This is a genomic window from Aurantimicrobium minutum (assembly GCF_029892845.1).
Lineage (GTDB): Bacteria > Actinomycetota > Actinomycetes > Actinomycetales > Microbacteriaceae > Aurantimicrobium > Aurantimicrobium minutum_B.
The window spans coordinates 52,602-67,344 of sequence record NZ_JARXVT010000007.1 but is presented as its reverse complement, the minus strand read 5'-3'; the positions used below and the strand labels follow the sequence as shown (position 1 = coordinate 67,344).

General features: G+C 57.3%; 14 protein-coding genes. 5 read left to right on the top strand and 9 right to left on the bottom strand.

The features are described from left to right. Nucleotides 1-9: 9 nt before the first annotated feature. From M2118_RS08460 to sdhC, 4 genes are read right to left on the bottom strand one after another with little or no spacing between them, the layout of a single operon-like run. Nucleotides 10-765, bottom strand: a complete 756-nt coding sequence (locus M2118_RS08460; protein WP_110232865.1) for a succinate dehydrogenase iron-sulfur subunit — start codon at nt 763-765, stop codon at nt 10-12. A 2-nt stretch (nt 766-767) separates the two neighbouring features. Next, nucleotides 768-2,582 (bottom strand): succinate dehydrogenase flavoprotein subunit, encoded by a 1,815-nt coding sequence (gene sdhA / locus M2118_RS08455; RefSeq protein ID WP_280795510.1) that lies wholly within the window; start codon nt 2,580-2,582, stop codon nt 768-770. Between the two features lie 35 nt (nt 2,583-2,617). Further along, nucleotides 2,618-3,070, bottom strand: a complete 453-nt coding sequence (locus M2118_RS08450) for a succinate dehydrogenase hydrophobic membrane anchor subunit (RefSeq protein ID WP_280795509.1) — start codon at nt 3,068-3,070, stop codon at nt 2,618-2,620. Then, on the bottom strand, nt 3,067-3,486 hold the full coding sequence (gene sdhC, locus M2118_RS08445) for a succinate dehydrogenase, cytochrome b556 subunit (RefSeq protein ID WP_280795508.1): 420 nt from the start codon (nt 3,484-3,486) through the stop codon (nt 3,067-3,069). Before sdhC ends, M2118_RS08450 begins: the two co-directional genes overlap by 4 nt. 63 nt (nt 3,487-3,549) lie before the next feature. Between sdhC and M2118_RS08440 the strand changes: the two genes are divergently transcribed. Both M2118_RS08440 and M2118_RS08435 read left to right on the top strand, forming a co-directional pair. After that, on the top strand, nt 3,550-4,674 hold the full coding sequence (locus M2118_RS08440) for a mannose-1-phosphate guanylyltransferase (protein WP_280795507.1): 1,125 nt from the start codon (nt 3,550-3,552) through the stop codon (nt 4,672-4,674). A 30-nt stretch (nt 4,675-4,704) separates the two neighbouring features. Further along, entirely contained in the window at nt 4,705-5,826 is a 1,122-nt protein-coding gene (locus M2118_RS08435) for an adenosine deaminase (protein ID WP_280795506.1), read from the top strand. Here M2118_RS08435 and M2118_RS08430 read toward each other — a convergent pair whose 3' ends face one another. Then, on the bottom strand, nt 5,827-6,681 hold the full coding sequence (locus tag M2118_RS08430) for a purine-nucleoside phosphorylase (RefSeq protein WP_280795505.1): 855 nt from the start codon (nt 6,679-6,681) through the stop codon (nt 5,827-5,829). A gap of 39 nt (nt 6,682-6,720) precedes the next feature. Here M2118_RS08430 and M2118_RS08425 point away from each other — a divergent pair, with 39 nt between their 5' ends. Beyond that, nucleotides 6,721-8,157, top strand: a complete 1,437-nt coding sequence (locus M2118_RS08425) for an NAD(P)H-quinone dehydrogenase (RefSeq protein ID WP_280795504.1) — start codon at nt 6,721-6,723, stop codon at nt 8,155-8,157. A gap of 64 nt (nt 8,158-8,221) precedes the next feature. Here M2118_RS08425 and M2118_RS08420 read toward each other — a convergent pair whose 3' ends face one another. Both M2118_RS08420 and M2118_RS08415 read right to left on the bottom strand, forming a co-directional pair. Continuing rightward, on the bottom strand, nt 8,222-9,997 hold the full coding sequence (locus tag M2118_RS08420) for an acetyl/propionyl/methylcrotonyl-CoA carboxylase subunit alpha (RefSeq protein ID WP_280795503.1): 1,776 nt from the start codon (nt 9,995-9,997) through the stop codon (nt 8,222-8,224). Nucleotides 9,998-10,083: 86 nt separating this feature from the next. Then, entirely contained in the window at nt 10,084-10,710 is a 627-nt protein-coding gene (locus M2118_RS08415) for a Maf family protein (protein WP_280795502.1), read from the bottom strand. Nucleotides 10,711-10,743: 33 nt separating this feature from the next. On the opposite strand from M2118_RS08415, the gene M2118_RS08410 reads away from it, so the two are divergent. Then, nucleotides 10,744-12,045: a class I SAM-dependent RNA methyltransferase gene (locus tag M2118_RS08410; protein ID WP_280795501.1), complete on the top strand. Its 1,302-nt coding sequence runs from the start codon at nt 10,744-10,746 to the stop codon at nt 12,043-12,045. Here the strand turns inward: M2118_RS08410 and M2118_RS08405 are convergent, their stop codons facing one another. Continuing rightward, nucleotides 12,046-12,261: an acyl-CoA carboxylase subunit epsilon gene (locus M2118_RS08405; protein ID WP_280795500.1), complete on the bottom strand. Its 216-nt coding sequence runs from the start codon at nt 12,259-12,261 to the stop codon at nt 12,046-12,048. After that, complete coding sequence (locus M2118_RS08400) at nt 12,258-13,856, bottom strand: acyl-CoA carboxylase subunit beta (RefSeq protein ID WP_432418402.1); 1,599 nt, start codon at nt 13,854-13,856, stop codon at nt 12,258-12,260. Before M2118_RS08400 ends, M2118_RS08405 begins: the two co-directional genes overlap by 4 nt. Before the next feature lie 77 nt (nt 13,857-13,933). Between M2118_RS08400 and M2118_RS08395 the strand changes: the two genes are divergently transcribed. Further along, entirely contained in the window at nt 13,934-14,743 is an 810-nt protein-coding gene (locus tag M2118_RS08395; protein WP_280795498.1) for a biotin--[acetyl-CoA-carboxylase] ligase, read from the top strand.

The following is a 14,743-nucleotide window of genomic DNA, read 5'->3' as shown; positions in this document are numbered from 1 at the left end:
AACTAGTGCTTATGCTCGTCCACGCAGAACAGCCTGCTTCACGTCGGCAATAGCCTGCGTGACCTGGATGCCACGAGGGCATGCGTCAGTGCAGTTGAAGGTGGTGCGGCAGCGCCACACACCCTCTTTGTCATTCAAGATGTCGAGGCGAACATCGCCTGCGTCATCACGAGAGTCAAAGATGAAGCGGTGTGCGTTGACGATGGCGGCAGGACCGAAGTACTGTCCATCAGTCCAGAACACGGGGCAGCTGGTGGTGCAGGCTGCACACAAGATGCACTTGGTGGTGTCATCGAAGCGCTCGCGGTCTTCAATGCTCTGGCGGCGTTCCTTGCCAGGCTCAGGTGATGAGTTAGCAATGAGGAAGGGCTTGACTTCGCGGTAGGCAGCGAAGAAAGGCTCCATGTCCACGATGAGGTCCTTCTCGAGGGGCAGACCCTTGATGGCTTCAACGTAGATGGGCTGGGTAATGTCCAGGTCCTTGATCAAAGTCTTGCAGGCAAGACGGTTGCGACCGTTGATACGCATGGCGTCAGAACCACAAATACCGTGCGCACACGAGCGACGGAAGGAGAGTGATCCGTCCTGGTCCCACTTGATGCGGTGCAGTGCATCGAGAATACGGTCAGTTGAGTAGACCTCAACATCGAAGGATTCCCAACGAGCTTCTTCATCGATTTCAGGAAGGAAGCGACGAATAATCAGCGTGATGTTGAAAGCCTGTACCTCGGGTACGGCTGCCTGAGTAGCGACGTCGGTAGCCATTCTTAGTACTTCCTCTCCATGGGCTGGTAGTTGGTAATAACAACAGGCTTCCAATCAAGCTTGATGTGGTCACCAGCGTCATCACTGGTGGCGTCACCTGAGAGGTACGCCATGGTGTGCTTCATGAACTTCTTGTCATCACGGTTGGGGAAGTCGTCGCGCATGTGGCCACCACGGCTTTCCTTACGGTTGCGGGCTGAGTAGACAACAACCTCTGCAAGGTCGAGCAGGAAGCCCAGCTCGACAGCTTCGAGAAGGTCAGTGTTGTAACGCTTTCCCTTGTCGTGGATCGAGATGTTCTTGTATTCCTCGCGGAGCTTCTCAATGGTCTTAGTGACCGACTTGAGAGAGTCTTCGGTGCGGAAGACCTGTGCGTTCTTATCCATCTCTTCTTGCAGTTCCTTACGGAGTGCAGGTACACGCTCGGTGCCCGAGGCGTTGCGGATGGATTCGATCATGTCGCGGATAGGACCAGCGGGGTCCTTAGGCAGTGGCACGAACTTGGCGGTCTTCGCGTATTCCACTGCGTAGCGACCAGCACGCTTACCGAACACGTTGATGTCCAGCAGTGAGTTGGTGCCGAGACGGTTGGAACCGTGAACAGAGACACACGCACATTCACCCGCGGCGTAGAGGCCAGGGATGACGGTGTCGTTGTCGGAGAGAACCTCAGCCTTAATGTTGGTAGGAATACCACCCATGGCATAGTGAGCAGTTGGCATCACAGGAACAGGCTCAACCACGGGATCAACACCCAAGTAGGTGCGAGCGAACTCGGTGATGTCTGGAAGCTTGGTTTCCAGAACCTCAGCACCCAAGTGGGTGCAGTCCAGGAGAACGTAGTCCTTGTTGGGGCCCGCGCCGCGGCCTTCAGCCACCTCCTGAACCATGCAGCGCGAGACGATGTCTCGAGGAGCGAGGTCCTTGATGGTGGGAGCGTAGCGCTCCATGAAGCGCTCACCGGAAGCATTACGCAAGATGGCACCTTCACCACGAGCACCCTCAGTCAAGAGAATGCCGAGGCCGGCAAGGCCGGTGGGGTGGAACTGGAAGAACTCCATGTCCTCGAGAGGAATGCCCTTACGCCAGATGATGCCGACGCCGTCACCGGTGAGGGTGTGTGCGTTGGAGGTGGTCTTGTAGATCTTTCCGAAACCACCAGTAGCGAAGACGATCGACTTGCCCTGGAAGACGTGCAGGTCACCGGTTGCGAGTTCGTAAGCCACAACACCAGCAGGAACCTGCTTGCCCTTGACGTCAACCATGACGAGGTCTAGAACATAGAACTCGTTGTAGAACTCGATGCCGAGCTTCACGCAGTTCTGGAACAGGGTCTGCAAAATCATGTGACCGGTACGGTCAGCTGCGTAGCAGGAGCGACGAACAGGAGCCTTACCGTGGTCACGAGTGTGGCCACCGAAACGGCGCTGGTCGATCTTGCCGTCGGGTGTGCGGTTGAAGGGCAGACCCATGTTCTCGAGGTCGATAACCGCGTCGATAGCTTCCTTAGCCAGAATCTCTGCTGCATCCTGGTCAACCAGGTAGTCGCCACCCTTGACGGTGTCGAAGGTGTGCCATTCCCAGCTGTCCTCTTCCACGTTGGCCAGCGCTGCAGCCATACCGCCCTGTGCTGCACCGGTGTGCGAGCGGGTGGGGTAGAGCTTGCTGATCACAGCGGTGCGAGCGTTGGGGCCAGCCTCAATCGCCGCACGCATACCTGCGCCACCAGCACCCACGATGACAACATCGTGCTGGTGGTAGTAAACGCCGTCGACGAGCTTGGTCTCTTCGTAGGTTTCGTTGCTCTTGGTTGCCACGAGGGATACTCCGTAGTTAAGGGTGATCTAGAGAATTACTGAGGTGGGCAGAACGAGGGCAGCAAACCGAGCTGCTCTGGGCTGACCGAAGGGCATGGATCGAAGGTGAAGATCACCAGGGTGCCCAGGATGATGAGCGCAGCAGCGGAAAGGAAGACTGCTCCGCGGAGCACCTTTCCGAGAGTGACTGAGCTCGAGTAGTCGTTGATGATGGTGCGCATACCGTTGGCACCGTGAATCAGGGCAAGCCACAGCATGAGCAGATCCCATACCTGCCAGAAGGGGGAAGCCCACTTGCCAGCGACGAATGCGAAGTCAATGCCACGAACACCTTCACCGGCAACCATGTTCACAAACAGGTGACCAAAGATGAGGACGACGAGGACCACGCCTGAGGCGCGCATGTACATCCATCCCCACTTTTCCCAGTTAGTGCCGGAGCGCTGGGTGCGGGCGTAAGGGCTACGGGGTGCGTCTACGGTGCTCACTGTCCGTTCACCTCCAGGATGATGTTGGCAATCTGACGGGGCAGGAATCCTGCCATCAGCACAACCCACAGGCCAATGACGACCCAGAACATGGTGCGCTGGTACTTCACGCCCTTGCTCCAGAAGTCAACCAAGATGATGCGCAGGCCGTTGAGGGCGTGGAACAAGATTGCTCCGACAAGTCCGATTTCACCCAGACCCATCAGTGGGGTCTTGTAGGTACCGATGACGGCGTTGTACGCCTCAGGGCTGACGCGCACGAGAGCGGTGTCGAGAATGTGGACGAGCAGGAAGAAGAAGATGGCCACACCGGTAATACGGTGCAGAACCCAAGACCACATACCGGTGTAGCCGCGGTAAAGCGTGCCGCCCGGACGGGGCTTCTTTTCTGAGCGTGGTGCCGTGACAGCTGACACGAACAACCCTCCTTGGTTGTGGGCAATAACTTGTCCTAACTTTACGCCCAGTAGTCTGGTGTTATGGCACGACTAACGACGCCCCTGACCGACTTCTACGCGGTTATTCCAGCCGGTGGAATAGGCTCCCGCCTCTGGCCTTTGTCTCGTGCAGACGCCCCTAAGTTCTTGCATGACCTCACTGGTTCCGGCAGTTCTTTGCTCAAGGACACCTGGGACCGTTTGGCGCCCCTCGCGGGAGAGCAGCGCGTCATGGTTGTCACCGGCCGTGCCCACCGCGCAGCAGTGGAAGAACAACTCCCCGAACTCGCAGATCTCAACGTAGTGCTGGAAAGTGAGCCCCGTGACTCCTCAGCTGCCATTGGTTTAGCTGCTGCCATTTTGGAAAAGCGTGAACCCGGCGTCATCATCGGTTCCTTTGCTGCTGATCACGTGATTAAGGGAAACCGCTTCTTCAATATGGCCGTCGCCGAGGCTGTCGAAGCAGCCCGCGCCGGCTTCATTGCCACCATCGGAATCGTTCCCACCGAACCCGCCATTGGTTTTGGTTACATCCACGCAACGGAAGAAACCGAGCTGGCAGGTGCTCCATCCGCGCTCAAGGTGGATTCGTTCGTGGAAAAACCCAACGCTCACACCGCTGAGGAATACGTCGAAAGCGGCGACTACCTCTGGAACGCCGGCATGTTCATCACCAAGGCATCAGTCCTTCTGGAGGAACTGGCCAAGACCCAGCCTGAACTGCACGCAGGCGTGCTTGCGCTCGCTGAGGTGTGGGATGACCACGCCAAGCGTGGTCCTGCCGTGGACAAGATTTGGCCGACACTGAAGAAGATCGCTATCGACTACGCCGTTGCAGAGCCTGCCGCTGCCGCCGGCAAGCTTGTTGTGATCCCTGGTGAGTTCGACTGGGATGACGTGGGGGACTTTGCTTCTATTGCGAAGCTGCACTCCTCTGGTTACAAAAAGGACCTCGCTATCTTGGGTGAGGGCGCACGCGTTCTCTCGGATGCATCTTCTGGAATCCTCATCACCGACACCGGTCGCACCATCGCCCTCGTCGGGGTGAAAGACATTGTTGTTGTGGACACTCCTGATGCTCTTCTGGTGACCACCACTGCCAATGCGCAGAAGGTGAAGTCAGTCGTAGATGCTCTGCGCATCTCTGGTCGCGACGACGTTCTCTAAATTTCTTCCAACCCAACTCGAAAGCTCAACATGTCTTCTGAATTCATCCTCGACGGTGTCGATGTCCGCAAACTTCCCAAGATTTCTCTTCACGATCACCTTGATGGCAGCCTGCGTCCTGCCACCATCATTGAACTCGCTGAAGCAGAAGGCATTGAACTTCCAGTCCTGGATGCTGAGGGACTCGGTCAGTGGTTTGCGGACCATTCCAACTCGGGTTCTCTTGTTGAATACTTGAAGACCTTTGATCTGACCTGTGCTGTGATGCAGACCCGTGAAGGCCTCACCCGCGTTGCCCGCGAGTCGGTCATCGACCTCGCCAACGACGGCGTGATCTATGGCGAGCTGCGCTGGGCACCAGAACAGCACCTCACCAAGGGACTGACTCTTGATCAGGTCGTCGAATACGTCCAAGAAGGAATTGAGCAGGGCATCGAAGATGCCGCAGCACAGGGCAAGACCATCCGCATTGGTCAGCTCATCACGGCGATGCGTCACGCTGACCGCAGTCTCGAGATTGCTCAGCTGGCAGTTCGTCACCGTGACAACGGCGTTGTGGGTTTCGATATAGCTGGTGCTGAGCTGGGCTTCCCTGCTTCGAAGCACCAGGCCGCGTTTGACTACCTCGCCAGCGAATACTTCCCCGTCACCATTCACGCAGGTGAAGCTGACGGCATTGCCAGCATCGAAAGCGCTATCTATGACGGTCGCGCACTGCGTCTTGGTCACGGTGTGCGCTTGGCAGAGGACATCAGCATTGATGGTTCCGATGCCAATGCGACCTTCGTCTCCCTCGGGGTGCTCTCGCAGTGGGTGAAGGACCGTGGCATCACGTTAGAGCTTTCGCCTTCTTCGAACCTGCAGACCGGCGCTATTGCTGCCTGGGGTGACGACATCATGGATCACCCCTTCGATTTGCTCTATCAACTGGGCATGACCGTCACAGTGAACTCGGACAACCGCCTCCAGAGTGGAACTTCTCTGTCTCGAGAACTGTGGTTGGTGGCAGACGCATTCGCTTATGGCCTGGCTGACCTTGAAACATTCCAGCAGAATGCGGCAGCGTCTGCGTTCCTTCCACTCGAAGACCGCGAAGCTCTCGCCGATGTCATCACGGATGGCTTCGTTGAAGCTGTTCAGCTCGCTCGTTAACTAGATCTGCTCGAGGATCTTCGCCAGTAGTGCACTCACGCGAGGCTCTGCCTTCGCGCCTGCATCAAGAACTTCTTTGTGTGACAGGGGAGTCGGTGAGATACCTGCTGCCTGGTTGGTAATAAGAGAGAGCCCTAAGACATCCATTCCTGCTTGCCGGGCAGCCATCGCCTCTAACGCAACAGACATGCCCACCATGTCGGCACCTTGACCGCGCAGCATCTGCACCTCTGCCGGGGTCTCATATTGCGGACCAGGCACTTGGGCCAGAACCCCTTCACCGAGTGAAGGATCCACACTCTTGGCGAGCTGGCGCAGTGCAGGCGTGTAGACATTCGTCATGTCTATGAATGTCGCACCTTCAATAGGTGTGGTGCCTGTGAGATTGAGGTGATCCTTGATCAGCACGGGAGTTCCTGGCTGCCACGCAGGGCGAATTCCCCCCGCACCGTGGGTGAGGACCATTGTCTTCGCGCCCGCTGCTGACGCAGTGCGGACGCTGTGCACCACGCGGCGAACAAAACCGGGAGCACCCCCACCTTCATAAAGGTGCGTGCGGGCACCAATAACCAAGAGGCGCTTGTTACTCGGAAGAATGACACTGCGAATCGTGCCCAGGTGGCCCGGAACTCCGGAGGTGCTGAATCCCGTGATTTCTTCAGCAGGGATTTCCTCGGTGGTCTTGCCAATCATGTCCACCACGGCGCCCCAGCCAGAACCGAGAGTCAGCGCAATATCGTGGTGGCCTATGCCCGTAGCAACGGCAATTTCAAACGCAGCTTGCTTCGCTATTTCGGCAGGATCTTGGGAAGGGTCTTCCAGTGGGTTGAAACCCCACTCACCTGCGTTCGACATACGCCCAGCCTATTGCTCACGTAGTGCGAGAATAAGGACATGGCTTTTGAGTTTGAACGCAAGCAGCGCATTGCAATTTTGGGGGGTGGCCCCGGTGGCTACGAAGCAGCACTGGCAGCAGCCCAGCTCGGAGCAGAAGTAACTCTGATTGAGCGCTCAGGTGTGGGCGGCTCTGCCGTGCTCACCGATGTTGTTCCTTCCAAAACCCTCATTGCGACAGCTGAATTCACCTCCACCCTGGGACGTTCTGACGAATTGGGTGTTCAGTTCTCCGTCAAGGGTGATGACAACAAGCCACGCAAGCCTGAGATCACCATCAACATGGCCACCGTCAACAAGCGTCTCTTGGGTTTAGCTCGTGACACTTCTGAGGACATGCAACAAACCCTCAAAAAGGCGGGTGTGAAATTCATCCCAGGCCACGGCCGCCTGGATGGCACCCACGCCGTGATTGCCTCCACTGGTCCAAACGGAACCGACTTCGACCGCATCGAAGCAGACACCATCATCGTCTCCGTCGGTGCAAGCCCACGAGTGTTAGAGACCGCTAAGCCAGATGGTGAGCGCATTCTCACCTGGACTCAGCTGTATAACCTCACCGAGCTCCCTGAACACATGATCGTGGTCGGTTCGGGTGTGACCGGTGCTGAGTTTGCTTCGGCATATTCTTCGCTGGGTTCTAAGGTCACGCTGGTTTCCAGCCGTGACACCGTTCTTCCCGGTGAAGATGCGGATGCCGCAGCTGTGCTGGAAGAAGTTTTCATCCGCCGTGGTATGACCTTGATGTCCAAGGCCCGCATGGAAAAGGTGGAGCGCACCGACACTGGCGTCAAGGTCACCCTGGCTGATGGCCAGACAGTTGAAGGCAGCCACTGTCTCATTGCTGTTGGTTCTATTCCCAACACCAAGGGACTTGGACTCGAAGAAGCTGGCGTGGAACTCGATGACGCAGGGCGCATCGTGGTCAACCGTGTTGCCCGCTCGTCTGTACCTAACATTTATGGTGTGGGCGATTGCTCGGCAGCGCTGCCCCTTGCTTCTGTAGCCATGATGCAAGGTCGCACTGCGGCCTTCCACGCACTCGGTGACGCGGTAACTCCGTTCGACGAGCGCAACGTGGCAGCGAATATCTTCACGCAACCTGAGGTTGCCTCAGTGGGGTGGAGCCAAGCAGAGATTGAAGCAGGCATCATCCGTGGAACAGTTTTCAAGCTTCCTTTGACCTCTAACCCTCGCGCCAAAATGCAGGGTATTCGAGATGGTTTCGTCAAGCTCATCACCACCACAACCTCGCGCACCGTGATCGGCGGCGTCATCGTGGCGCCTCGTGCATCAGAGCTGATCTTCCCGCTCGCACTCGCAGTTGAGCACCGCCTGACTGTGGATGATGTGGCAAAGAGTTTTGCTATCTACCCCTCCATCTCAGGAAGCATCGTGGATGCAGCTCGTGCCCTGCACGCGGTGGAGCACAAGTAAGAACAAGATACTTAATCGAAGAAGGCCCGCTGATTTTCAGCGGGCCTTCTTGTTGAACTAGAAGTTATTCAGCGTCGTCGATGTTCAGCAGAACGTGACCGTTGGAGACCGTCTGGCCAACCTCGGCATTGATGCCAGAAATAACGCCGTCCTTGTGTGCTTCGACAGGCTGTTCCATCTTCATGGCTTCAAGGACCAGGATCAGATCACCCTTGACGACCTTCTGGCCTTCTTCAACAGCAATCTTGACCACGGTTGCCTGCATCGGAGCCTTGACGGTTGCGCCGCCGGCGCCCCCCACAGCGTGGGACGCGACCTTGCGCACAGGTGCAGGGCCCTGAGTTGCGAGGTCAGCACTATTCGCACGAAGAAGCTTGGAGGGGAGGGATACTTCGATGCGTCGCTCGTCAACCTCGATGGTGACGTGCTGACGCTTTGCCGCAGTGGGGGTTTCCTCAGCTTCACCGCTCCAGGGCTCGATGTCGTTGACAAACTCGGTCTCAATCCAGCGGGTGTAGATAGTGAAGGGCTTGTCACCTTCAGGAGCAAATGCAGGATCGCGCACAATCTTGCGGTGGAAGGGAAGCACGGTGGGGAGACCGGCAACCTCAAATTCGTCCAGAGCGCGGCGTGAACGCTCAAGTGCTTCTTCACGAGTGGCACCGGTCACGATCAGCTTGGCAAGCAGAGAGTCGAACGAGCCAGAGATGACATCACCTGCGGTGACACCCGAGTCCACTCGAACGCCAGGGCCGCCTGGTGCACGGAAGACATGAACAGGTCCTGGTGCGGGGAGGAATCCTCTTCCACCATCTTCACCGTTGATACGGAATTCGAAGGAGTGACCGGTGACTTTCGGGTCTGGATAATCCAGCACGCCGCCTTCAGCGATGCGGAACTGCTCGCGAACGAGGTCAATACCTGTGACTTCTTCAGAGACGGGGTGCTCAACCTGAAGACGAGTGTTCACTTCGAGGAAGGAAACAGTGCCGTCCTTGCCGATGAGGAACTCACAGGTGCCAGCGCCCAAGTAGCCAACCTCTTTGAGGATGGCCTTCGAGGCGCGGTAGAGCTCAGTGGTCTGTGCTTCGGTGAGGAAGGGCGCCGGAGCTTCTTCAACCAGCTTCTGGTGACGACGCTGAAGCGAGCAGTCACGAGTAGAAACCACAACTACATTGCCGTGTGAGTCAGCCAGGCACTGGGTCTCCACGTGACGAGGCTCGTCCAAGTACTTCTCCACGAAGCATTCTCCGCGGCCAAAGGCTGCGATGGCTTCACGGGTTGCGGATTCAAAGAGTTCCGCTACTTCTTCACGGTTACGTGCAACCTTGAGGCCGCGGCCACCGCCACCGAAAGCTGCCTTGATGGCAACGGGGAGTCCGTGGATATCGACGAAGTCGAGAACTTCTTCAGCGCCAGATACCGGGTTGATGGTTCCGGGAGCAAGTGGTGCGCCCACCTTCTCAGCCACGTGACGGGCCGAAACCTTGTCACCGAGCTGTTCGATAGCTTCGGGGCTGGGGCCAATCCAGATCAGACCAGCAGCCTGCACCTTGCGAGCAAAGTCAGCGTTCTCAGCGAGGAAGCCATAACCGGGGTGAACCGCGTTAGCGCCTGACTTGCGGGCAACAGCAAGGATCTTGTCGATAACAAGATAGGTCTCGGCACTGGTGGTGCCGTTGAGGGCGTAAGCCTCGTCAGCGAGCTTCGCGTGGAGAGAGTTAATGTCTTGGTCGGCATAGACGGCGACGGAACCAATTCCATAGTCACGTGCTGCACGAATGATGCGAACGGCGATCTCGCCACGGTTCGCAATGAGGACCTTTGTAATGCGGGACATAGTCCCCAGCCTAGTAAGCGGAGGGGCTGTTCAGTTGGGCATCTACGACAAAAAAGTCCGCGAGTCGTGAACGATGCCTACAACGACTATTTGTTCCAGAGTTCAGGCCAGAACACGTCCAACTTGCCTGCCATGCGGCGAAGTGCGGGAACAGAGACCCCGACCACGGTTGAGGGGTCTCCCTCGATGCGGTCAATAAAGGCGGCACCAAGCGAATCGATGGTGAAAGCACCTGCCACTTTGAGTGGTTCGCCAGAAGCAATATAGGCCTCGAGCTCAGCATCGGAGATATCGGAGGAGAAGGTCACCTCAGCAACAGTGACTTCTCCCACGGCAGAGTTCAGTTGCCCGCCACGGTGATCAATCATCCAGTGGCCTGAATACAACTGTCCGGTGCGACCACGCTGTTTGTGCCAACGCTCAAGAGCAACCTCGGGTGTGTGTGGCTTGCCATAGGTGACGCCATCGAGCACGAAAGCAGAGTCACCACCGAGAACCAAGCCATCAATCTCTGCAGAAAGAACTGCTTCAGCTTTAGCTTGAGCAAGCAATTGCACCATCTCAGCAGGAGCTAAAGCGCCGCCTGCAGCTGCCTCGGCAGCGGCAACAGCGGCGTCTTCATCCACTTCGCTGGGCACGACCACTGGTTCGATTCCCGAGCTGCGCAGGGTCATCAAACGTGCGGGTGAGGTGGAAGCGAGGTAGAAGCGCACGTGCACTCCTTTCAGATATGGAAAGCTCGAAGTATGGCTCAGGCAAAAACACAACGAAATGCATCCACCTCTCGAGGATCCGAGTTTGTGGGCACACTCTGTGAGCTCGACATTACCAATGTCGCTCACGGTGGTGTTTTTGTCGCACGTCACGACGGCCGTGTCATCTTTGTTGCGGACACCCTTCCGGGCGAACGTGTTCTGGCTCGCATCACTGATGCATCCCAGAAAAGCTTCTGGCGTGCCGACACTGTTGAGGTGCTCAAGGCATCGCCAGACCGTCAAGAACACATCTGGTCTGCCGCCAGTGTGACCCGCGATCCGGCCGAGCGGGCAGGTGGTGCAGAGTTTGGTCATATCAAGCTGGCCACCCAGCGGGACCTCAAAGCTTTCGTTCTTGAAGATTCCCTTTCCCGGATGGGCAAGATTGAGCGCCGTGTCGAGGTTGAAGCTCTCGAAGGCGACAACGAATCTCAGGGCACAGGTTGGCGCACGCGTGTGCGCCTGCATGTTGATGCTGAAGGCAAGGTTGGCCCCTATGCTTCCCGCAGTCACAACATCATTGAGGTGGATGACCTGCCGCTGGCAGCATCTCGTATTGCTGAGCTAGCTCCGTTTGGTCAGCGCATCCCTGGCATTGATTTCATTGACCTGGTTGGCCCCAGCGGAGACTCTGCTCGTGCGATTGCCGGCAACATTGACAACGGCAAGAACAAGAAGCGTCCCGCTCCTGAACCCATTACTGAAATGGTGGGCAAGCGTGCCTTCAAGGTTGACGTGCGTGGTTTCTGGCAGGTGCACCGTCATGCTGCGGCAACACTGTCAGATGCCGTGAGCTCTGTCATTGACGAAGCTCTCTTTGACCCTCGTGCTGCGAACCATGACCTCTATGGCGGCGTCGGATTGTTCGCTGCCGCCGTCGGTGACCGCTTTGGTTCGACCACTCGGATGACCTCGGTTGAGTCAGATGAAATGGCTACTGAGTATGCGCTGGATAACTTGGCTGAATGGGTCGGAGTACGTGCTGTCACAGCACGTGTGGACCGCTACTTGGCCAGTGTTCTCAGTGATCTCAACGCGGTGGAGAAGGCACGTTACGCCGCAGCCACGATTGTGCTCGACCCACCTCGTGCAGGTGCAGGCAAGGACGTCGTGAACTCTCTAGCTGAGCTCTCACCAGTGCAGCTGGTTTATGTTGCATGCGACCCTGTGGCACTGTCGCGCGACGTCGCACTGTTTGCAGAACGTGGCTACCAGCTCGAAGAGCTGCGTGCGTTCGATCTCTTCCCGAACACGCACCACGTGGAAGCGGTTGCCCGCTTCGTCAGAAGCTAGCTACTTCCCGAAATCCCAACCAAAGCGGCGTGAGCCGCCCTTGATGTCTTCGCGGATCCCGCGCTGAGACACCTGCCAGGCACTCATCCCTGCGCCTTGCACCTCGTGCTCGATTGCTGACTCTTCAGCAATCTGCGCGTCGAGGATGGCGAGCACAGCAGCTTTCTCCTCAGGGGTGACACCCTGAGTGAGGAAGCGCACGTTCTCGATTGTCACAGTGGGATGTTTCCGTGCTTCTTGGGAGGCAATGATGCACGCTTGCCTCGCAAAGCCCGAAGTGCCTTGGTCACGGCAACACGGGTCTGAGCTGGCTCAATCACGCCGTCTAGCTCTCCACGCTCTGCAGCGAGGAAGGGGCTGGCCACGTTGTAGGTGTATTCGTTGGCGAGCTTGGTGCGGACGGCATTGACGTCAGCGCCTTCCTCTTCCGCCTTCTTGATCTCACCGCGGTAGAGAATGTTGACAGCACCCTGTCCGCCCATCACGGCGATTTCTGCCGTGGGCCAGGCCAGGTTGATGTCAGCACCGAGCTGCTTCGAGCCCATCACGATGTATGCGCCACCGTAAGCCTTGCGGGTGATGACGGTTACGAGGGGAACGGTTGCTTCGGAATATGCATAGAGCAGCTTGGCTCCACGACGAATCACACCAGCCCACTCCTGGTCGGTACCAGGAAGGTATCCGGGAACATCCACAAGGGTGAGGATGGGGATAGAGAACGCGTCACAGAAGCGAACAAAACGTGACGCCTTTTCACCGGCTTCGATGTTGAGCGTTCCCGCCATCTGTGAAGGCTGGTTAGCCACGATGCCGACGGTGCGGCCTTCAACGCGGGAGAAGCCGATCACGATGTTGGGCGCAAACAGGGCCTGAACCTCGAGGAAGTCACCGTTGTCTGCAACGCCACGAATCACTTCGTGCACGTCGTAGGGCTGGTTGGTGCTGTCGGGAATAAGGGTGTTGAGCTTCTTGTCTTCGTCGGTAATCTCGAGTTCAACTTCGGACTCATAGACGGGAAGCTCAGCCATGTTGTTATCGGGCAGGAAGCCGACCAGTGTGCGGGCGTAGTCGAGAGCATCGCTCTCGTCAGCTGCGAGGTAGTGAGAAACACCGGAGACGGTGTTGTGAGTCAGTGCGCCACCAAGCTCCTCGAAGCCCACCTCTTCACCGGTCACGGTCTTGATCACGTCAGGGCCGGTCACGAACATGTGGCTGGTCTTATCCACCATGATCACAAAGTCAGTCAGAGCAGGGGAGTAGACAGCACCACCGGCAGCGGGGCCCATGATGATGGAGATCTGAGGGATGACACCAGAAGCTGCGGTGTTGCGTCGGAAGATTTCTCCGTACTTACCCAGGGCAACAACACCCTCTTGAATACGAGCTCCACCCGAGTCCAGGATGCCGAGGATCGGAACACCAGTCTTGAGAGCAAGGTCCATGACCTTGATGATCTTTTCACCGGCAACTTCACCGAGAGATCCACCGAAGACGGTGAAGTCCTGGGAGTAGACAGCAACCTGGCGACCGTGGATTGTTCCCGTACCCGTGACGACAGCATCACCGTAGGGACGGTTCTTGTCCATGCCAAAAGCAGTGGTGCGGTGACGCACATATTCGTCCAGTTCGACGAAGGAGCCGGGGTCAAGAAGTTCTTCGATGCGCTCGCGGGCAGTCATTTTGCCCTTGGCGTGCTGCTTCTCAGCTGCCTTGGCACCGTTCTCAATTACTGCTTCATTGAAGCGGGCCTTCAGATCGGCGAGCTTTCCGGCAGTAGTAAAGGGGTCGATAGATTTCGCGTTTTCAGTCACGCTTTTCACTCTACTTGCCATAGGTATCGAAAAAGGGTTAGAGCTTCCCTACAAAAAACTCCTGCCAAACTGTTCTTATGGACCTTTCGCTGAGCACCCCCCTGACTCCCCGCCTACTCTGGCTGGACGAAGTGGGCTCGACCAATACCCACCTGGTTGCGGCAGTGAACTCCAGCGAAGGGCATCAGTGGGAAGACTTTTCTGTCGTTGCCACCGACAACCAGGTCGCTGGCAAAGGCAGGCTTGGCCGCAACTGGACAGCACCGGCTGGTGCATCTCTAGCGGTTTCTGTATTACTTCGGCCGCAGACCCCTGCAGGACGTCCTCTGCCTCCAGAGTCGCTGGGCTGGTTTGGATTACTCGCGGGTCTGGCTATGGCACGAGCCTGTAACTCTGTTCTTCCTGAGGGGAAGAAAGCAAATATCAAATGGCCCAATGATGTGCTTATTGGTGAGAAGAAAGTGTGTGGTGTGCTGAGCGAACTCGTCGTTACACCACAGGGGCCGGCCATCGTGGTGGGAACGGGCGTCAACATTGCGCTCGCCGAAGAAGACCTTCCGGTACCGACGGCAACATCGCTCGCTCTTGAAGGGGCACAGACAACCCTTGATGCCCTCCTTGCTGCGTATCTCACTGAGTTCTCGCGCATTACGCGGGTGTTCGTTTCGGCTGCCGGGAACGTCCGCAGCTCAGGACTCCTCGACCAGGTGACGGAAGCCTGCAGCACTTTGGGAAAGTCAGTTCGAGTTGAGCTTCCCTCGGGGGAGAACCCCGTGGGAACTGCCATCGGCATCAACGAGGCCGGGTCACTCGTGGTGGAGATGAGTAACTGTGCTGAACCGCTGGTTGTCTCTGCCGGAGATGTCACTCATCTGCGTGTGATCTAG